At 69.2% G+C, this 19,187-nt stretch carries 21 protein-coding genes and 1 tRNA gene; 10 read left to right on the top strand and 12 right to left on the bottom strand.

What is annotated here, in order from left to right:
• Positions 1-431 precede the first annotated feature (431 nt).
• Together AC5RVS_RS07055 and AC5RVS_RS07050 are read left to right on the top strand one after the other, a co-directional pair.
• Complete coding sequence (locus AC5RVS_RS07055) at positions 432-1,634, top strand: acetyl-CoA C-acetyltransferase (RefSeq protein WP_493989375.1); 1,203 nt, start codon at positions 432-434, stop codon at positions 1,632-1,634.
• 64 nt (positions 1,635-1,698) lie between these two features.
• A complete protein-coding gene (locus AC5RVS_RS07050) occupies positions 1,699-2,196 on the top strand; it encodes an aminoacyl-tRNA deacylase (protein WP_494107631.1) in 498 nt (165 codons plus the stop codon).
• 98 nt (positions 2,197-2,294) lie between these two features.
• Here the strand turns inward: AC5RVS_RS07050 and rplL are convergent, their stop codons facing one another.
• The 9 genes from rplL to AC5RVS_RS07005 all read right to left on the bottom strand — a co-directional run bounded on the left by rplL (position 2,295) and on the right by AC5RVS_RS07005 (position 8,604).
• A complete protein-coding gene (rplL, locus tag AC5RVS_RS07045; protein WP_493989377.1) occupies positions 2,295-2,672 on the bottom strand; it encodes a 50S ribosomal protein L7/L12 in 378 nt (125 codons plus the stop codon).
• A gap of 68 nt (positions 2,673-2,740) precedes the next feature.
• Positions 2,741-3,325: a 50S ribosomal protein L10 gene (gene rplJ / locus AC5RVS_RS07040; RefSeq protein ID WP_494107630.1), complete on the bottom strand. Its 585-nt coding sequence runs from the start codon at positions 3,323-3,325 to the stop codon at positions 2,741-2,743.
• A gap of 274 nt (positions 3,326-3,599) precedes the next feature.
• On the bottom strand, positions 3,600-4,334 hold the full coding sequence (locus tag AC5RVS_RS07035; RefSeq protein ID WP_493989379.1) for a FadR/GntR family transcriptional regulator: 735 nt from the start codon (positions 4,332-4,334) through the stop codon (positions 3,600-3,602).
• 122 nt (positions 4,335-4,456) lie between these two features.
• Entirely contained in the window at positions 4,457-5,560 is a 1,104-nt protein-coding gene (locus AC5RVS_RS07030; protein ID WP_494107629.1) for a GNAT family N-acetyltransferase, read from the bottom strand.
• A 176-nt stretch (positions 5,561-5,736) separates the two neighbouring features.
• Positions 5,737-6,444 (bottom strand): 50S ribosomal protein L1, encoded by a 708-nt coding sequence (rplA, locus tag AC5RVS_RS07025; RefSeq protein WP_493989381.1) that lies wholly within the window; start codon positions 6,442-6,444, stop codon positions 5,737-5,739.
• Between the two features lie 167 nt (positions 6,445-6,611).
• Positions 6,612-7,043: a 50S ribosomal protein L11 gene (rplK, locus tag AC5RVS_RS07020; RefSeq protein ID WP_493989382.1), complete on the bottom strand. Its 432-nt coding sequence runs from the start codon at positions 7,041-7,043 to the stop codon at positions 6,612-6,614.
• Between the two features lie 127 nt (positions 7,044-7,170).
• Positions 7,171-8,055, bottom strand: a complete 885-nt coding sequence (nusG, locus tag AC5RVS_RS07015) for a transcription termination/antitermination protein NusG (protein ID WP_493989383.1) — start codon at positions 8,053-8,055, stop codon at positions 7,171-7,173.
• Between the two features lie 91 nt (positions 8,056-8,146).
• On the bottom strand, positions 8,147-8,431 hold the full coding sequence (gene secE / locus AC5RVS_RS07010; protein WP_493989384.1) for a preprotein translocase subunit SecE: 285 nt from the start codon (positions 8,429-8,431) through the stop codon (positions 8,147-8,149).
• Between the two features lie 100 nt (positions 8,432-8,531).
• A tRNA-Trp gene (locus tag AC5RVS_RS07005) sits at positions 8,532-8,604 on the bottom strand.
• 308 nt (positions 8,605-8,912) lie between these two features.
• On the opposite strand from AC5RVS_RS07005, the gene AC5RVS_RS07000 reads away from it, so the two are divergent.
• Positions 8,913-10,133 (top strand): pyridoxal phosphate-dependent aminotransferase, encoded by a 1,221-nt coding sequence (locus tag AC5RVS_RS07000; RefSeq protein WP_494107628.1) that lies wholly within the window; start codon positions 8,913-8,915, stop codon positions 10,131-10,133.
• 57 nt (positions 10,134-10,190) lie between these two features.
• Here AC5RVS_RS07000 and AC5RVS_RS06995 read toward each other — a convergent pair whose 3' ends face one another.
• The 3 genes from AC5RVS_RS06995 to AC5RVS_RS06985 all read right to left on the bottom strand — a co-directional run bounded on the left by AC5RVS_RS06995 (position 10,191) and on the right by AC5RVS_RS06985 (position 12,608).
• Positions 10,191-10,532 carry a DUF8129 domain-containing protein gene (locus tag AC5RVS_RS06995; RefSeq protein WP_493989386.1) on the bottom strand — a complete coding sequence of 114 codons (342 nt, stop codon included), beginning with the start codon at positions 10,530-10,532 and terminating at the stop codon, positions 10,191-10,193.
• Positions 10,533-10,641: 109 nt separating this feature from the next.
• Positions 10,642-11,292 carry a LuxR C-terminal-related transcriptional regulator gene (locus AC5RVS_RS06990; protein ID WP_493989387.1) on the bottom strand — a complete coding sequence of 217 codons (651 nt, stop codon included), beginning with the start codon at positions 11,290-11,292 and terminating at the stop codon, positions 10,642-10,644.
• The gene (locus AC5RVS_RS06985) at positions 11,289-12,608 is read right to left on the bottom strand and encodes an ATP-binding protein (RefSeq protein WP_494107627.1); all 1,320 of its coding nucleotides are present in this window, start codon (positions 12,606-12,608) and stop codon (positions 11,289-11,291) included. The genes AC5RVS_RS06990 and AC5RVS_RS06985 overlap by 4 nt, the downstream gene beginning before the upstream one ends.
• Positions 12,609-12,743: 135 nt before the next feature.
• Between AC5RVS_RS06985 and AC5RVS_RS06980 the strand changes: the two genes are divergently transcribed.
• From AC5RVS_RS06980 to AC5RVS_RS06950, 7 genes are all read left to right on the top strand, one after another.
• Entirely contained in the window at positions 12,744-14,555 is a 1,812-nt protein-coding gene (locus AC5RVS_RS06980; RefSeq protein ID WP_494107626.1) for a PspC domain-containing protein, read from the top strand.
• Positions 14,552-14,770, top strand: a complete 219-nt coding sequence (locus AC5RVS_RS06975; protein ID WP_493989390.1) for a hypothetical protein — start codon at positions 14,552-14,554, stop codon at positions 14,768-14,770. The genes AC5RVS_RS06980 and AC5RVS_RS06975 overlap by 4 nt, the downstream gene beginning before the upstream one ends.
• A 124-nt stretch (positions 14,771-14,894) precedes the next feature.
• Entirely contained in the window at positions 14,895-15,140 is a 246-nt protein-coding gene (locus tag AC5RVS_RS06970; RefSeq protein WP_493989391.1) for a PspC domain-containing protein, read from the top strand.
• 82 nt (positions 15,141-15,222) lie between these two features.
• Positions 15,223-16,239 (top strand): ABC transporter ATP-binding protein, encoded by a 1,017-nt coding sequence (locus tag AC5RVS_RS06965; protein WP_494107625.1) that lies wholly within the window; start codon positions 15,223-15,225, stop codon positions 16,237-16,239.
• The gene (locus AC5RVS_RS06960; RefSeq protein ID WP_493989393.1) at positions 16,236-17,102 is read left to right on the top strand and encodes an ABC transporter permease; all 867 of its coding nucleotides are present in this window, start codon (positions 16,236-16,238) and stop codon (positions 17,100-17,102) included. The genes AC5RVS_RS06965 and AC5RVS_RS06960 overlap by 4 nt, the downstream gene beginning before the upstream one ends.
• A gap of 49 nt (positions 17,103-17,151) precedes the next feature.
• The gene (locus AC5RVS_RS06955) at positions 17,152-18,399 is read left to right on the top strand and encodes a sensor histidine kinase (RefSeq protein WP_494107624.1); all 1,248 of its coding nucleotides are present in this window, start codon (positions 17,152-17,154) and stop codon (positions 18,397-18,399) included.
• Positions 18,389-19,063 carry a response regulator gene (locus tag AC5RVS_RS06950; protein WP_494107623.1) on the top strand — a complete coding sequence of 225 codons (675 nt, stop codon included), beginning with the start codon at positions 18,389-18,391 and terminating at the stop codon, positions 19,061-19,063. The genes AC5RVS_RS06955 and AC5RVS_RS06950 overlap by 11 nt, the downstream gene beginning before the upstream one ends.
• Positions 19,064-19,187: the final 124 nt, after the last annotated feature.

Genomic DNA, 19,187 nt, shown 5'->3' with positions numbered 1-19,187 from the left:
CACCCCGAATGGGGCCCGGACATCACCTGGATCCGCTATATGATCCTTGCCCGCCGCACGATCTGCAGTTAAACACAGATAGGGCGTGGCGAAGCCCACCGCTATATGAAGGCCAAAGGTTTTGAGGGAAGACGCAAATACCAAGTGTACGGCACCGCGGCGCGGAATGTCCAGCATGCAGGCAGGCGCAGTTCACCGCTGCGCCCGTCCTCGGGCCGGGGCGGCGCACCGGGTGCGCGGTGCAAAAAGCGTCTTCGCGGTTGCCCTCCCCCGGACAACGCCATCAGCATATACCCCGCGCCCGGCTTTTTCCGGCCTGCGCTTCGGGCGAGTTGCCCAAACGCGGGTAATCTGTGAACCAGATCATACCGACGGCAAGCCGGCGGCCCGGTTCGGCCGGGCCAGACGGCACGGAAAGAGGCATCGACACCATGGCCGAGAACAACAGCAGCCGAGACGACGTCGTCATCCTGAACGGCGCGCGGACGCCCAATGGACGACTGAACGGCCAGCTCGCATCATTCACCGCGGTCGAGCTCGGCGGCAAAGCCATCGCCGCCGCGCTGGAGCGCTCCGGCGTCGCGGCCGAACAGGTGGACGCGGTCATCATGGGCCACGTCATCCAGGCCGGGGCGGGCCAGAACCCCGCCCGGCAGGCAGCGATCGCCGGCGGGCTCGGCTGGAACGTCCCCACCGTAACGATCAACAAGGTGTGCCTCTCCGGGCTGGCTGCCATCACCGACGCCGCCCGGCTGATCCGGTGCGGCGAGGCGCAGCTGGTGGTGGCCGGCGGGCAGGAGTCGATGACCAACGGCCCGCACCTGCTGCCCGGTTCCCGCCAAGGCTGGACCTACGGCAGCCTGACCGCCCTGGATGCCACGGCCCACGACGGGCTCACCGATGCCTTCGACCACGAGTCCATGGGCGCCTCCACCGAGCGCCGGAACAGCGAGCTGGGCATCGGCCGCGAAGCGCAGGATGCAGTGGCCGCCGCGTCCCACCAGCGCGCCGCCGCGGCCGCGGAAAGCGGGGTCTTCGAGGACGAGATCGTTCCGGTCACCGTGCCGCAGCGCAAGGGCGGGGACCTGGTGGTCGACCGCGACGAGGGCGTCCGGCCGCAGACCACGGTGGACAGCCTGGCCCCGCTGCGCCCGGCCTTTGCCAAGGACGGCACCATCACGGCCGGAAACTCGTCCCCGCTGTCCGACGGCGCGGCCGCCGTCGTGGTGGCGAGCCGCGGTTTCGCCGAGGACAACGGGCTGGACTGGCTCGCCGTCGTCGGCCGCCCCGGGCAGGTGGCGGGACCGGACACCTCGTTGCAGTCCCAGCCGTCCAACGCCATCTCGCAGGCCCTCAAGCGGGCCGGCTGGACCACCGCCGACCTGGATTTCATCGAAATCAACGAAGCCTTCGGCGCCGTCGCCGTGCAGTCGCTGCAGGACCTGGACCTGCCGCTGGAGAAGTGCAACATCCACGGCGGGGCCATCGCCCTCGGCCATCCGATCGGCGCCTCCGGTGCCCGGCTGGCGCTGACGGCCGCCTGCGAGTTGCGCCGGCGCGGAACCGGCAAGGCCGCTGTCTCCCTGTGCGGCGGCGGCGGCCAGGGCGAGGCGCTGCTGCTCTACCGGGACTAGGACCCGGGCGGCCCCCGGCGACCCGGCCGGGAATACCGGCCCGGCGCCGGGGCTTGAACCGGACATGAACCACGAATCCGGTGCCCCCGCCCTGCCGGCCGGCCTGCAACGTTTCCTGGCCGGTGCGGAAGCCCACTCGCTGCAGGTCGACGTCGCCTTTCGTTCCGGCGCCCGCAGCCTCGGGGAGGCGGCGCAGCTGTTGGGCATTGCCGAGGCAGACATCGTCAAGACCCTGGTCATCAAGCACAAGGACGGCTCGTTCCTGTTCGCCCTCATCCCCGGGGACCGGCAGATCTCCTGGCCCAAGCTCCGGTCGCTGTTGGGGGTCAACAAACTGTCGTTGCCGCACGCCGACGTGGCGTTTACGGCGACCGGCTACCGGCGCGGCACCATCACCCCGCTGGGCAGCAGCACGGCGTGGCCGGTGTACGCCGACGAGTCCATCCGCGGCCGGCGGATTTCGCTGGGCGCCGGGGAGCACGGTTACTCCGCCTTTGTCGACGCCGATGCGCTGACGTCCGCGCTCGGCGCCACCGTGGCCGACATCTCCGACCCGGCCTGAGCCCGGCGCGGCCCACAGGCCGCGTTCCTCGGGCGCAACCAGCACAAAGCCCCGCCGCCCGGTGAGGGGCGACGGGGCTTTGAAGAAGCTGAAAGAGCTTACTTGAGGGTGACGGTCGCGCCGGCAGCCTCGAGAACTTCCTTGGCCTTGTCGGCAGCTTCCTTGGTGGCGCCTTCGAGGACGGCCTTCGGAGCACTGTCAACCAGGTCCTTGGCTTCCTTCAGACCCAGGGAGGTCAGGGCACGGACTTCCTTGATCACTGCGATCTTCTTGTCGCCGGCAGCTTCGAGGACGACGTCGAATTCGGTCTGCTCCTCGGCAGCGGCTTCGCCGCCGCCGGCGGCGGGGCCTGCAACGGCAACAGCAGCAGCGGTGACCTCGAAGGTCTCCTCGAACAGCTTGACGAACTCGGAGAGCTCGATGATGGTCAGTTCCTTGAAAGCTTCAATGAGCTCTTCGTTGGTGAGCTTCGCCATGGTTGGCGTCCTTCCTGATAGGTGATGCGGCTGGTGTGTCCGCACCAAGAGTTGGTTGGTGAAGAGACTTACTGCTCTTCGGCGGCAGCCTCGGCCGGGGCCTCGGTTGCTTCGGCAGCGGGAGCTTCGGCTTCGGCAGCTTCGGCCGGAGCTTCGGCAGCGGCGCTACCGTTCTCCTCCTGCTTGATGCGCAGCGCATCGAGGGTCCGGGCCAGTGCGGACATCGGCGCCTTGAGGACACCGGCGACGCGGGCCAGCTGGTGCTCGCGGGACTCGAGAGCGGCCAGCGCAGCAACGGCGGTTGCGTCCAGGGCCTTGCCCTCGAAGACACCGGTCTTGATGATGAGCTGCGGGTTGGACTTTGCGAAATCCGTCAGGGACTTGGCGGCTGCAACGGCGTCACCCTTGATGAAGGCGATAGCAGTGGGTCCGGAAAGCTGGCCGTCGAACGCGTCGATGCCGGCTTCCTTGGCTGCAATGCCAGTCAGGGTGTTCTTTACGACCGCGAACTTGGTGTCCTGGCCGAGAGAAACACGCAGCTCCTTGAGCTGTGCAACGGTAAGCCCGCGGTATTCGGTTAGGACTGCAGCGCTGGATTCCTTGAAATCGGTGGTGATTTCTTCAACGGCTGCCACCTTGGTTGGCGTTGCCATAACCCTCCTTCCGGGGAATAGTGCCGGTGGTTCGGGTCACACGCATAAAAAACGCCCCATGCAGATGCACGGGGCTTCGTTCCCGCACCGGCGTTCCGGCAGCGGGGCAATGCTTCGTTCACCTGCGCAGGCCGTCCCAGGCATGGGACTTTCGGTTGAAAACGTGGAGGATTTCAACGACCGACGGTCTTTGGTTTTTCAAGGTTACGGGATCCTGCTGCCGGACTCCAAATCGGCCGCAGGTGAGGGGCGCCAATCGGCCCGCCGGGACGCGTCAGACGGCGGCCGACCGTACGGGAGAGGCTTTCCCCGGGCCCGCGGCACTGCCGTCGAGGTCGTCCTGGACCTGGTTGACGTGGTCCTCCATGGCCTGGCGCGCTCCCGGGGAGTCCCCGCTTTCGACGGCGGCGAGCACCCTGCGGTGCATGGCCAGCGTGCGGGTACGGACGGCCTGCGCCACAAAGGCTTCCCGCCGCGCGTCCGCCAGCACGCGGGCCATCGGCACGAAGACCGCCGGAAAGAGGATGTTGCCGGACGCTTTGAGGATCGCCGTGTGAAACAACCGGTCGGCTTCGACGAAGGCATCCGGGTCATCCGCGGCATCCGCCGCAGCCATCGACTCCAGCTCCCCGCGCAGCAACGCCAGGTCGGCAGCGGTGCGGCGGAGGGCAGCCAGCGCAGCGGCGCCGGATTCGACCAGGCGCCGCACTTCGAGCAATTGCCGTGAGGCGGCGGAGTCGCTCATGCTGTACGCCGCGGCGCGGACGACCGCTTCGACCGAGGTCCACCTCTCGGCAGGGTTGATGAAGGTGCCGCGGCCCCGCTGGATGCTGATCACGTTCATGGCCCGCAGCATGGTGAGGGCCTCCCGGACGGTCAGACGGCTGACCTGCGACCGGGCGGCGATCTCGGCCTCGGTCGGCAGCGCGTCTCCGGGCGCCATCCGGCCGGCGATGATCTGCTCCAGCAGGTCTTCCGCCACCGTGTCCACCAGCGTCCTGCGTTCCATCGGCCCTCCCGTCACACCCGGCGGCCTGCCGGTGCGCTGTCATCCTAACCGCCGCCGACGGTTACCGACGCGTAGCATTACGGGCGGGCGCCACACGGCGCCGCCCGGCCGGGTTTCCCGGCCTACTGACCCGGACGCAGCTTCTTCTGCCAGGCGGCCTCGTACCCGGCCGGGGCGAAGCCGAGCGCCGTGTTGATGTCCAGCATGTGGCTGTTTTCGGCGGCGTTCCAGGTGTATAGCCGCCGCCCCTGCGGCCACGTTTCCGCCACCCGCTGCAGGTTGCGGACCTTGATCCACATGCCCAGGTTGTGGCCACGGTGGGCACGCAACACCAGCGTGTCCTCCTGGAAGACCACCTCGGGTTGCTCCGGGAAAAATTCCAGCACGGTATGGCCCACCAGCTGGCCGCTGGGCACATGCCGGGCCGTGACCACCAGGCAGCGGCCGCCCTTGCGCCGCAGCTCTTCCTCATGGTGGCGGACCCGTGCCGCGTCCCACGCTTCTTCCTCGTAGTCCAGTTCGCCCAGCGGGACGTCCGTGCTCATCCGCTGGCGCAGGGCCGCATACTGGTCCACGTGATCCGGCGGGCAGCTGTCGGTCCACTCCACCAGCCGATAGTCCCCGCCGGCCTTCCCGGCAGCTGCTGCCGCCCGGGCCGCCAGCCAGTCCTGGTCGACGGGAAGCGGCATCCTGCTGCAGCGCTCCACCTGTTCGAGCCGGAAGCCTCCGGCCAGCGCAAAGCGCACGGCCGGCGCTGACGCCGGCAAGGCCCCGGACCCGGTCTCCGGCCGGAGCATGTCCGGCCCTTCGGGATCGAAATCGGCCGGCTGCTCGCTCCAGGCCTGCAGCGTGGTCCGGCCCTGGCTGACCGCACAGGCCTCGGCCTCCCCCAGCAGCCTGCTTCCCACACCACGGCGGCGGTACTCGGGGTGGACAGCCACAAAGACGTACCCGTTCCGCTGGTTGTCCCGCAGCGAGAGTTCGAGCAAGGCGCGCCCGACGTGCCGGTCGCCGTCCTTGGCCGCCCAGAGATACGTCACCGAGTAGTCGGTCGCCCGCGATCCCTCGAGCCTGACCGCCGGGCTCACCCAAAAATCGTTGTTGCCCCAAATCAGCCCGTTGACCAGGTTGGCCAGCTCGGCGGATGCGATGAAGTCCGCCCCGCCGGGCCCCTCCAGGGCAGGCGGGATCGGCAGCGGCGCGACCGTGATGGAGGTGGCGGGCATACGTGCTCCTCGGCACTGAGGCCGTGATTGGGCTGAGGCAGTGATTGGGCAGTGCCAATCACTTTACGGCATTCCGCCGGCCCGCACCACAACCCGCTTAAACGGACTATGGCCGCAGCATCATGCTGCGGCCATAGTCTAAGCGGTCGCCGTTGCCGGCGAACGTGAAGTCCTGGCTAGGCCTCCACAGCCACCTTGGTGACGTTCGGGTCCACGGCGATGCCGGGGCCGAAGGTGGTGGTGACGGTCGCCTTCGCGATGTACCGGCCCTTGGAAGCGGACGGCTTCAGGCGCAGCACCTCTTCCAGGGCGGCGGCGTAGTTCTCCACCAGCTTGTTGGCGTCGAAGGACACCTTGCCGATGATGAAGTGGAGGTTGGCGTGCTTGTCGACGCGGAAGTCGATCTTGCCGCCCTTGATGTCGTTGACAGCCTTGGTAACGTCCGGGGTCACCGTGCCGGTCTTCGGGTTCGGCATCAGGTTGCGGGGACCGAGGACCTTGCCCAGGCGGCCGACCTTGCCCATCAGTTCCGGGGTCGCCACGGCGGCGTCGAAGTCGGTCCAGCCGCCCTGGATCTTCTCGATCAGGTCGTCGGAGCCAACGAAGTCGGCACCCGCGGCGATAGCGGCCTCGGCCTTGTCGCCGGTGGCGAAGACCAGCACGCGGGCGGTCTTGCCGGTGCCGTGCGGCAGGTTGACCGTGCCGCGGACCATCTGGTCCGCCTTGCGCGGGTCGACGCTGAGGCGGAAAGCCACCTCGACGGTCGCGTCGAACTTGGACGGGTTGGTTTCCTTGGCGAGAGTGATTGCCTCGACCGGAGCGTAAACCTTGTCCGCCTCGATCTTGGCTACAGCTGCCTCATATGCTTTGCTGCGCTTTGCCATCTGCTTTTTCTCCTTGTGCAGTTGTGGTCTGCGGACCGCGCTCGGCCCTGCCACAACGACGGCGGTGTTCCCACCCCTGGCGAGCTGAGTCGCCGTCGTTTTTCGAATTGTCTTGGTGGGGTCCTGCAGGACGGACGTCCTGGCACGACCACCTGGGGTCGAGGTGCTTAGCCCTCGACCTCGATGCCCATGGAGCGGGCGGTGCCGGCGATGATCTTGGCAGCAGCCTTGATGTCGTTGGCGTTGAGGTCTTCCATCTTGGTGCCGGCGATCTCATCGACCTGCGCCTGGGTCAGCTTCGCAACCTTGTTGGTGTGCGGGGTAGCCGAACCCTTCTGCACGCCTGCGGCCTTCTTGATCAGCTCGGCGGCCGGCGGGGTCTTGGTGATGAAGGTGAAGGAACGGTCTTCGTAGACCGTGATTTCAACCGGGATCACGTTTCCGCGCTGGGATTCCGTGGCGGCGTTGTACGCCTTGCAGAATTCCATGATGTTGACACCGTGCTGACCAAGCGCCGGACCGATCGGCGGGGCCGGGTTGGCGGCGCCTGCCTGGATCTGGAGCTTGATGAGGCCGGTGACCTTTTTCTTGGGGGCCATATCGGGTCCTTCTCTCACATTACGTACCGGCGGCACAGGAGCGTGCCGGCGGTGGTTGGCCGCCATGGCGTGGCGGCCGGCCGTGCGGGTTCGGACAAAGCGGGTCCTGGTCCGCACGAAGTCTTGGTTAGTGGATCTTGGTGACCTGGCTGAAGGAGAGCGTCACCGGGGTTTCGCGCTCGAAGATGGTCACCAGCACCACCAACTGCTGGGATTCCGGCTTGATTTCGGAAATCGTTGCCGGCAGCGTCTCGAACGGCCCGTCGTTGACCGTGACGGACTCGCCGACCTCGAAGTTGACGGTGATCGGCGTGCTCGGGGCAGCCGACTTGCCGGCAGCCTTGCCGCCGGCTTCCGTCTTGGTGCCGGTGATGGTGTGCTCCAGCATGGAAGCAACTTCCTTCAGGCTCAGCGGCACCGGGTTGTGGGCGTTGCCGACGAATCCGGTCACGCCCGGCGTGTGGCGGACGGCGCCCCACGAGGCGTCGGTCAGGTCCATCCGGACCAGCACGTAACCCGGGATGCGTACGCGCTTGACCAGCTTGCGCGTGGTGTTCTTGATCTCCACGACCTCTTCCATCGGGACCTGGATCTCGTAGATGAAGTCTTCCATGTTCAGGGTCTGGATGCGGGTCTCCAGATTGACCTTCACACGGTTTTCGTAGCCGGCGTAGGAGTGGATGACGTACCAGTCACCGGGCTGGCGGCGAAGCTTGGCGCGGAATGCTTCGAGGGCTTCCTCTTCGGTCTGCTCGGCCTCTTCCGGGGCCTCGTCGGCTGCCACGGCTTCGCTCATGTCCGCCTCGGCGGCGGCTTCGGCTGCCTCGTCGAGGACGGGGGCGTCTTCGGCGGCCTGGTCAAGCTCGCTCGCCAGATCGGTACCGGCAGCCTCGTCTGCGGCGTCAACGCCAGAAGCCGGCACCTCGTCGGTGCCGGTCTCGGTAACCTGCTCGTCGGCTTCCAGCTCCGCGTTCTCTTCGGAGTTCTGGGCTTCGAGTTCCTGGTCGGACACTTAGCTTCCTGCTTTCTTCTTCAGCTCACTTGACTCGCGGCGGCTTTGCGCCGTCGTCGTATCCATCCGTACGGCTGCCGCAACGCGGACGTTACTGTTCGGGTATGCCGTCTCCGAAGACGAAGAACGCGCCCTGACCGAAAACCAGATCCAGTGCCGTGACGATCAACATCATGATGGCCACGAAAGCGATCACCACAAGCGTGTAGTTCAGCAATTCCTTGCGGGTCGGCGTGACGACCTTTTTGAGTTCGGCAATGATCTGGCGGACAAACAGAATGATCCGGGCGAAGAGACCGCGCTTCTCGGTCTTTCGTCCGGTGGGGCGCCCCTGGGGACTGCTGGAAGACGTATCGGTCAACCTGGCCTCACTCATTCTGTCCGGTGTCCGGCCCCCGGACGGCCTCGGCCGGCCTGGACCGCTGCTTCGTGCTGGGATGCTGAACTGCTGCAGTTATGCCTGCGGCGGTTCTGCGCAGGGCAGACAGGACTCGAACCTGCAACCTGCGGTTTTGGAGACCGCTGCGCTACCAATTGCGCCACTACCCTATGGAGCCGAATACTGCCGGATGTCCCCCGCCGTGCGGGCATGGAACATCATGGCGTTTTCAACACCGAAGATCCAGTTTACGCCAGCGATGCGCCGACGTCGAACCGAACCCCGTTTGCCGCCCAAAAGGCGACTGATCCATTATGCAACATTTCCGCCGGCCCGCTGACCAACGGGACCGCCAACAGGTTCCGCGGGCGCCGACCACGGGCGTGCAGAGGGGCCGCGGCGCCGCCGGCAGGACATCCCCGACGGGCTGCACCTAGACTATGGAACAGTCCTACACGCTACTGAAGACGGGAACCCCATGCCTGCCAACGCCCGCGTCTCCCGGCGCATTGCGTCCATCGCCGAATCCGCCACCCTCGCCGTCGATGCCAAGGCGAAGGCGCTGAAGGCCGCCGGGCGTCCGGTGATTGGCTTCGGGGCGGGCGAACCGGACTTTCCGACCCCGGACTACATCGTGGAGGCCGCCATTGAGGCCGCCCGCCAGCCGCGCTTCCACCGCTACTCCCCCGCCGGCGGACTGCCCGAACTGAAGCAGGCCATCGCGGACAAGACGCTGCGCGATTCCGGCTACCGGGTGGATCCCGCCCAGGTGCTGGTGACCAACGGCGGCAAGCAGGCCGTGTACGAATCCTTCGCCACGTTGTTGGATCCGGGCGACGAGGTCCTGGTCCCCACGCCGTTCTGGACCACCTACCCGGAGGCGATCCGGCTGGCCGGCGGCGTCCCGGTGGAGGTCTTCGCCGGGCCGGAGCAGGGCTACCTGGTCACCGTCGACCAGCTCGAAGGCGCGCTGACCGAAAACACCAAGGTGCTGCTCTTCGTCTCCCCGTCCAACCCGACCGGCGCCGTCTACCAGCCGGAACAGGTCGCCGAAATCGGCCGGTGGGCCGCCTCCAAGGGCTTGTGGGTCATCACCGACGAGATCTACGAGCACCTCACGTACGACGGCGTGCCCTTCACCTCCATCGCGACGGCCGCGCCGGAACTGGGCGACAAGGTCGTCATCCTCAACGGCGTCGCCAAGACCTACGCCATGACCGGCTGGCGGGTGGGCTGGATGATCGGCCCCAAGGACGTGGTCAAGGCCGCCACCAATATGCAGTCGCACGCCACCTCCAACGTGGCCAACGTGTCCCAGATGGCAGCGCTGGCCGCCGTGTCCGGACCGCTGACCGCGGTGGACGAGATGAAGGTGGCCTTCGACCGCCGCCGCAAGGCCATGGTCGAGGGCCTGAACGCCATCGCCGGCGTCGAATGCCCGACGCCGGAGGGCGCGTTCTACGCCTACGCCGACGTCCGCGGGCTGCTGGGCAAGGAATTCGCGACGGCGGACGGCACCATCCGTCCGGCGACCTCCGCCGAGCTTGCCTCGCTGATCCTCGACGAGGTCGAGGTCGCCGTCGTTCCCGGCGAGGCCTTCGGGCCGTCCGGCTTCGTGCGGCTGTCCTACGCCCTCGGCGACGAAGACCTCGCCACCGGCGTCGGCCGGCTGCAGGACTTCCTGGCGAAGGCCAAGTAGCCGCCGGAAAGAGTGGCGGCCGGGCAGCCAACGGGCGGCCCGGCCGCGGCGTGCCTGCTACTTTTCGGGCTGCGATTGATGGGCCGGATTTCCGTGGAACGGCGGCACCACCTGCGGGCCGGAGGTTTCCGGCCGCGCCGCGGAGCCGCCCTGGCTCCGGCCGACTTCGGGCATGTCCGGCGTGGCGGTGCCGCTCGGCTCTGCCCCGGCGCGCAGTTCCTCGAGCCGACGCTCGAGGACCTGGACGACCGGGAGCCGGTTCCCGTGCTCACGTTCGTAGGCCAGAAGCTCCGTCATTCCCTGCTCGTCCAGCCCCGTGATCCGGGACGGAAGAGTGCCCAGCGGTATGTGGTCGTAGTCCGGCAGCGGCAGTTCGTCGTGCTGCGGGGAGTCGGTCATGGATCCTCCTGCGCGGTCCGTCCTGACAGTGCCACCAAGCTACCACCGGCGCCTGGGGCACAACAGGGTCCGGCCCCCCGCGGCCCCTGCAACAGGGTCCGCGCCCCCGCTACAGGATCCGGCGGTCAACGGCCCAGCGGGTCAGCTCGTGCCGGGAGGACAGCTGGAGCTTGCGCAGCACGGACGAGACGTGCGTTTCGACGGTCTTGATGGAGATGAACAGTTCCTTGGCCACTTCCTTGTACTGGTAGCCGCGTGCGATCAGCCGCATGACCTCCAGTTCACGCGCGGAGAGCTTGTCCAGTTCGTCGTCAACATTGGCAACGGCTGCCGTGCCGAAGGCGTCCAGGACGAACCCGGCCAGCCGCGGCGAGAAGGCCGCGTCGCCGCCGGCCACCCGCTCCACTGCGTCGGAGATCTCGGCGCCGGAGATTGTCTTGGTGACGTACCCGCGGGCGCCGGCCCGGATGACGGTGACTACGTCTTCGGCGGCGTCGGACACGCTCAGCGCCAGGAACCTGGTCTCGCCCAGCAGGTCCGCGCAGCCCGCCACCACCTCGGCCCCGCCGCCGCCCCTGCCTCCGGGCAGGTGCACGTCCAGGAGCACTACCGCGGGCCGCTGCTCGTGGATGGCCGCGATCGCCTGCTCCACGGTCGCGGCCTCGGCGACCACCTCGATCCGCCCGTCCAGGTCTGCTTTCAAGCCGGAACGGAAGATGGCGTGGTCGTCCACAACGACCACGCGGATGGGTTCGGTCACGATGCGGTTCCTTCCTGGGGGTGCTGCAGGCTGAGGTGGACTTCGGTGCCGCTGCCGGTGTTGCGGATTTTTGCCTGGCCGCCGTGGCGCTCCATCCGGCCGATGAGCGATTCGCGCACGCCCATCCGGTCCGGCGGCACGGCGGCGAGCTCGAACCTAGGACCGCGGTCGCGGACGAAAATTTCGCTGCTGCCCGGTGTGCATTCAACGTATACGGAGATGCCGCCGCCCGCATGTTTGGCCGCGTTCTGCACCGCTTCCCGGGTGGCATGCACCAGGACCTCGTGCCGGTCGGTCATCGCGCTGTCGCCCACGGCGACGACGTCCACGGGGTGCCCGTAGGCGTCTTCGATTTCCGCGGCCACCGCCTTCACGCGGTCCACCAGGTTGCCCTCTTCCTGCCGCTTGTCCCGGTAAAGCCATTCGCGCAGTTCCCGTTCCTGGGCGCGGGCCAACCGGGTGACGTCGTGTTCCGAACCGGCGCGGTTTTGGATCAGGGCCAAGGTCTGTAGCACCGAATCGTGCAGGTGCGCGGCGATTTCCGCGCGCTCGGTTTCCCGGATGCGGCCGGAGCGTTCGGTCTCCAGGTCCCGCCAGTACTTCAGCACCCACGGTGCCAAAACCAGCAGGACCCCGGCCAGCACGGCCAGCGAGGCGAACAGCGTGGGCCACATGGCCTCCCAGGTAATCGATCCGGACACCATGGTGACGATGCCGGCCACCACCAGGACCAGCCCGGCCAGCAACCGCACGGCGCCCTGCGCCCCGGTTGCACCGGCGCGGTCCATCAGTCCGCTGCGCCGGGAATCGTCCAGCTGCATCCACGCGATCACCGCGCCGGCCGCGATGGCGAGGACGGGCAGCCAGGTGCCCCACGGCAAATTGATGCCCGCGAGTTGGGCGACGACGGCGCCGCCTGCGAGGACCAGGGCCGCGCCGATCAGGATTTCCTTGCCGCCGCGCTGCATCAGCCGCGGGGCACCCGTCGCTCCGGGGCCCTGCGGAAGCGCTCCGGGCTGCCCGCCGGGGCGGCCGCCGGGCTCCTGGCCGGGAGGCGGCGCGCCGAATCCCCGCGCGAAGTTCTCCGCGATGTCGCGGGGATTGAAGGCGCGCTCGGCGGCCAGGGCCTTATCCGCCGCGGTCGGCACCAGCAGCCAGAGCCAGACGTAGAGCAGAACACCCGCTCCCCCGGCGAGCGCCAGGACCACCATGCCGACCCGGACGATCCCGACCGAGGTGTTCAGGTGCCGGGCCAGGCCCGTACACACGCCCGCAATGATGCGGTCCTCGGTGGAGCGGACGAGCGGTTCTCTCATGGGTCAATCCAAGCACGCGCGGGAGCACCCGGCCTACCGTGGGGCGCTGATTCAGGGGACCCCGGCCCGCCGGTCAGGGAAGGGTCAGGGTGGCACCCGATAGAGGAGACGGCTGCCGGTTGGAATGATCAAACCATGACCTCACACGCACCGACCCCGTCGGATAACGACGGCACCGACCGAACAGACGAACCGGACCAGCTACCGGCAGCACAGGACTCCCGGCAGGAATCCGCCCCGGCAACGAACCAGGCACCGGCTCCCGGCGAGCGCGAGACCGTCCAGCCGGAGACCGGCGAGGCAGGGGATGCCGGGACCGGCGACCGCGCCGACGACGGCGCTGCCCCGCTGCCCGACGACGCTTCGCGGTATGGCGCCGCGGCACAGCCCCCGGACGCCCCGCTGCCCGACGACGCGGCACGCTACGACGACCGGCCCGCCAATCCGACCGAACCCATCCTTCCGGGCACCAACCCCACCATGCCGCTGGGCGCGGGCTACACCGATGCGGCGCATGCCAACGCGGCCGGGGGCGACGGGCCCGGTTACGCCGGCCGCGACGGGGGCGGCGGGGGCTTCCCGCCGCCTCCGGACAGCGCCGGCGCTTACCCGCCGCCGCCCGGCGGCGGATTTCCGGCGCAGAGCAACGCGTTCTTCAGCTGGTTCCGCAACCTGGGCGTTGCCCGTGGGCAGGACCGCTGGATCGGCGGCGTAGCCTCCGGCGTCGCGCACCGGATCGGACTGGACCCGATCCTGGTCCGCGGCCTGTTCATCCTGCTGGCCGTCTTCGGCGGCATCGGCGTGCTGCTCTACGGCGTGGCGTGGGCACTGCTGCCCGAGCCGGACGGCCGGATCCATGCGGAAGAAGCCGGCCGCAGCAACTGGACGGCAGGCATGACCGGCGCGGTAATCTTCACGGCCCTGGGCGTGTTCAGCCGCCCGTTCAGCTGGATATTCGGGTTCGACAACGACGGCGGCTGGGGCTTCGGCGGCTTCCTCTGGGCCGTCCTCTGGCTCGGCGCGGTGGGGTTCTTCATCTACTGGCTCGCCACGCGCAACAAGACCGCCCCCGGCTCCCCCGGCTCCGCCGCCCCCGCGGCACCGGCTCCGGGCAGCCATGCCGGCCCGGCCCACACCGCCGGCGCCGCCTACGGTTCGATGCCGGCGTCCGCGGCCGGATACGGCAACGCGGGCCACGGCGGCCCCCCAAGCCCGCCGCGGCAGGCCTACCCGCAGCCGCGCCCGTATCCCCAGCCCGCTCCGCGGCTGTACAAGCCCGCCCCCCGCGGTCCCTCGGGCGCGGCCATCGCCCTGACTCTGGGCGCGGCCATGCTGGCCGCCGGCGTGGTCCTGGGACTCAACGCGCTGGAGTTCGTTGACCTGGGCCGGAACGTCGTACCGGTCGCTATCGCCGCGGCGCTGATCGTGATCGGCATCGGCGTCGTCGTGATGGGCGCCGTCGGCCGCACCTCCGGCGTCCTCGGTTTCCTGGCTGCCGTGGGCCTGGTCCTGGCGCTGGCCTTCTCCGCGGGAACGCAGTGGACCGCCTCCAACTTCGCCATCGCCTCCAGCCGCACCTGGACCTCCGCCGCGGCGCCGGCCCAGGGTGACGGCTACAGCGTAGTGGCCGGCGACGGCACCGTGGACCTGCGGGCCGTCTCCGGTTCCCGTTTTGGCGGCCCCGCCGTCGTCCCGGTCAACGCCGTCGCCTCCTCCGTCACCGTCATCATCCCCGACGACGTCCCGGTGAAGGTGGAAACGCAGATGGCGCTGGGCAACGTCGAATACGTCACCGGCGCGGACAGCGGACGGCAGTCCGGGGTCTGGCAGCCGGGGAGCTACATCATCAATGACGACGGCGGGGAGCCGGAGATCATCCTGGCCGTCCGGGGCGTGGCCAGCAACGTCGACATCATGACCGTCAGCGAACTGGAGGAAATCCGATGAGCAGCCAACTGAACCACGACCAGGATCGCCGTCCCCGCGTAGGCACCATCATCTGGGGGCTGATCGCCGTGGCCGTCGGCCTGCTGGTGCTCGCCGGAACCTGGTGGGACATCAGCTTCAACTGGGCCTACGTCATGATCGCCCTGTTGATCGGCTCCGGCATCGCCCTGGTGGTCGCCGGCGTCCTGAGCGCCACCCGCAACCGGGACCGCTAGCCCAAGACCGCCGGCCGAGCACCGCCGGCCGAGGATCGACCACCCGGCGGCCCGCGCCACCCGCGCGGGCCGCCGACGGCGATCCTCCAGTGACAACAGCTCCCGAACACGAAAGCATGGTTCCATGGATACCTTTTACCGAGTGCTCCGCTCCAGTCCCGTCCGCCGCGGCCCCGACCGCTGGGTAGCCGGCATTTGCGGCGGCATCGCCGCCAAATTCGGCTGGGACGTGACGTGGGTGCGGATCGCCACCCTGCTGGTCTTCCTGTTCCCCGGCGTCGGCGTCGGCACCTACCTGGTGTTGTGGCTGCTGCTGCCGAAGTACGACGGCAGCATCGCGCTGGAGAAGCTGCTCGCCAGCAAGTCCTGATCCGCTGTCCACCGGACGGAGGACAACGGGTTCGGCAGGGCGGACGTGCCGGCGACGCACCCGGCCCGGGCATGCTGGAAGCATGAGAACACCCGCCACCGCCCGCGCCGCACGGGACGCCATGGGCGCGCCGGCCTCCGGCCACGCCGAGCTTGCCGAATCCTTTCCTTCCGTGCCGGAAGGTGCCGAACCCGATTCCATCGGCGCCGATCCTGCCGGGCCGGGCAGCGCCGTCGTCCTCGACCGGTTGGTGAAGGAGTACCGCCGTCCCGGGGGCGGTACCTTCCGCGCCGTGGACGGCATCACGCTGCGGATCCGCACGGGCGAAACGTACGCGCTGCTCGGGCCCAACGGCGCCGGTAAGTCCACGACCATCGAGATGATGGAGGGCCACCGGAAGCCAACCTCTGGCCGCGCCACCGTGCTCGGCGTCGACCCGTACCGGGCGGCGGCGGGGTTCCGTGCCCGCATCGGGGTCGTGCTGCAGGAGGCCACCGATGCCGGTGAGCTGAAGGTCGCCGAATCGCTGCGTGCCCTCGCCGCCTATTACCCCGCCCCGCGCCCGGTCGACGAGGTGATCGCCGCCGTCGGGCTGGAAGAAAAGGCCGGCGCACGGATCGGCAGCCTCTCCGGTGGCCAGCGCCGGCGGCTGGACGTGGCCATGGGCCTGGTCGGCAATCCCGAACTGCTGTTCCTGGACGAACCGACGACCGGCTTCGATCCGGAGGCCAGGCGGTCCTTCTGGGAGCTGATCCGGCGCCTGGGTTCCGACGGCACCACCATCGTGCTGACCACCCACTACCTGGATGAAGCCGAGCAGCTGGCGGACCGGCTGGGTGTCATCGCTGCCGGCCGGCTGGTGGCGGAGGGCACGCCCGCAACCATCGGCGGCGCGGCACTGCGCCGGTTCAGGGTCAGCTGGACGGACGAAGCCGGCGACCACGACGAGACCACGGACGAGCCGGCCGCGGTGGTGCACCGGATCAGCGACGGCGGACGGCGGGAGCCGGCCAACCTGCAGGTGCGCGTGCCGCACCTCGAGGACATCTACCTTCAGCTGCTGCAGCGGCACGGCACGGGCAGGACCGACGCATCATGAACGCCACGGCCCCTTCGAAGACCGGCCCCGCAGGAGCAGTCCTGGCCTGGCGGCCGAACGCCGTGCTGCTGGGCTGGAAGCGGACACTGCTGGAGGTGCGGATGTTCTCGCGCGACCCGGCCGCGGTGGTGTTCACCCTGTTGTTCCCGCTGATCATGATGGGCCTGTTCAGCACCGTGTTCGGCGACGACGCGTCGATGGGTGATCCGGCGCGGCCGGAGTCGCTGCTGCGCCCGGCCGCGTACTTCCTACCCGCGATGCTGGCCCTGGGCACCGTTCTGAGCGGCTTCCAGAACCTCAGCGCCTACGTGGCCACCGAACGGTTCAACGGCAGCATCAAGCGCCTGGCCGGAACGCCGCTGCCCAGCCTTTCCTACTTTCTGGGCAAAACCGGAATGACGCTCATCCTGATCCTGACGCAAACGGCACTGCTGCTGCTGGGTGCCCGGTTCCTGTTCAACGTGCCTTTGCCGACGACGGCGGGCGCCTGGCTGACGTTCGCGTGGCTGCTGCTGGGGTCCACGGCGGCCTGGTCGGCGGTGGGGATCGCCTTCGCCTGCCTCGCCAGGTCCGGCCCCTCCGCATCCACCATGGCGGCCGTGCCGCCGCTGCTGCTGTCCTTCATCTCCGGCGTGTATTTCCCGTTCCCGCAGATCCCGGACTGGCTGCGCGGCATCGCGGACCTGACGCCGCTGCGCTGGACGGCCAGCGGCATGCGCTCGGTGTTCCTGCCGGAGGGTTGGGAGGCGTCGGAGCCCGGCGGGTCCTGGAACCTGGGGATGTCCGCCGTCGTCATCCTCATCTGGCTGGCCGCCGGCCTGGTGCTGACCCGGCTGATGTTCCGTTGGCCCCCACAGAAGTAACCCCACGCGGAAGAGCACCGCGCAGCGGGGCCCGTCGTAAGGTGATGCCATGAGTGAATCCGCGGTCACGCCTGCGACGGCGCCGCCGTCCGCCGGGGACTCGATCTGGTTCCGCGGTTTGAAGTGGTGGCACCTCGGGTTCTACGTCTCACTGGCGACGGTCGCCGTCCTCGTCTGGGTCGGCGCTGACGCAGGGAACCCCGCCAGGACATCGGCGGTGGCGGCCCTCGTCCTCCTCGGGGCCGCCTACCCGTTCCTGACCAGGGCGAACGACTTGGACACCTGGAAGCCCAAGCTGTACGTGGTGCTGCTGATCGCCGTGGTCACCTACCTGGCGTTCCTCTCCGGCGCCGGATCGATCATCCTCTTCATCGCGTTCCCGCAGGTGTGGATGTTCGCCGGGTCGGAGCGCAACGGCGTGGTGGCCTCGGCGCTGATCTGCGTGCTGGTGGCGGCCGGCCAGCTGCACCTGTTCGGCACCGGCGCCACCGGGCTGCTGGCCGCCGGGCTGCAGGCGGTGATCTCCTTCCTGGCCAGCACGCTGCTGGGCCTGTGGATCTACAAGATCATCGAACAGAGCGAGCAGCGGGCGGACCTGATCGCGGAGCTCAACGCCGCCCGGGCGGAACTGGCTGCCGCACACGAGCGCCAGGGCGCGATGGCCGAACGGGAGCGGATGGCCCGCGAAATCCACGACACGCTGGCGCAGGGCTTCACCTCGATCGTGATGCTGTCGGAGGCGGCCGAGGCCCGGCTGCGCAAGGCCGGCACCCCGCTGCCGACCGGGCTCGCGTCCTCCCTGGCCGGAATCCGGGACACCGCACGGGACAACCTGCAGGAAGCGCGGGCCCTGATTGCGGCCTCCGGCCCCACCCAGCTGGCCGGCGGCGACCTGCTCGGCGCGCTGCGGCGGCTCGAGGCCACCGGCCTGAACGGCGCCCGGCTGAGCGTGGAACTGCCGCCGGCGCTGCCGGAACTCACGCCGGCACAGCAGGTGGTGGTGCTGCGGGCCGCCCAGGAGGCCTTGGCCAACGTCCGCCGGCATGCCGGCGCGGGCTCGGCGCGGCTGCGGCTGCACCTCGACGGCGCGTTCCTGGTGCTCTCCGTGGACGACGACGGCGCCGGCTTCGTCCCCGGCGCGGGGACCTCTGGCGACAGCTACGGGCTGCGCGCCATGGCCGACCGGCTGTCCGGGATCGGCGGCAGCCTCGACGTGGACTCGGCGCCCGGCGACGGCACCCGGCTGACCATGACCATCCCGCTGCAGCTGCACGAAGGAGCCGGCCTTGTCCGCTGAACCCCATCCGGTCGGCCCGGGCAACGCCAGCGCCGCCGGCCGGGTCCGGGTGGTCATCGCCGACGACCACCCCGTGGTCCGCGCCGGGCTGGCCGGCCTGCTGTGCACCGAGGACGGGCTGCAGGTGGTGGCCCAGGCTCCCGACGGCGCCACGGCGGTGAGTGCCGCGCTGGTGCTGGACGCCGACGTCGTCCTCATGGACCTGCGGATGCCGCGGCTGGACGGGGCGGACGCCACCGCGCAGATAGTTGCCGCCCGGCCGGACACCAAGGTATTGATCCTGACCACGTACGACGGCGACACCGACATCGTGCGTGCGGTGGAGGCCGGCGCGGTGGGCTACCTGCTCAAGGACACCCCCGGCGAGGCGCTGATCGCCGCCGTCTACGCCGCCGCCCGGGGCGAAACGGTCCTGGCGCCGCCGATCGCGGCCAAGCTGGTCTCGCGGATGCGCGCCCCCGCGCCGCCGGCGCTCTCGGCCCGGGAGACCGAGGTGCTGCGGGCGGTGGCCGACGGGCTGAGCAACCCGGAAATCGCCGCCCGGCTGTTCATCGCCGAGACCACGGTGAAGACGCACCTGCTGCGGATCTTCGCCAAGCTCGACGTCGACGACCGCACGCGCGCCGTCGTGGTCGCCATGCAACACGGCCTGCTGTCCGGCTGAGCTGCCGTCCGGCCGGCCGGGCCTCCGCCGCCGGCCAGGGTCGCCGCTCCCCGCCCGAATGACTCCGGCCGGGGTTCCTGCATAGAATCGATGCGGGCTCAATGGGGTGCTCGCGCCGACCGGC

The organism is Arthrobacter sp. Y3221048 (assembly GCF_059092685.1).
The sequence above is the reverse complement of the archived record's forward strand: the minus strand, read 5'-3'. Positions and strand labels throughout refer to the sequence as shown.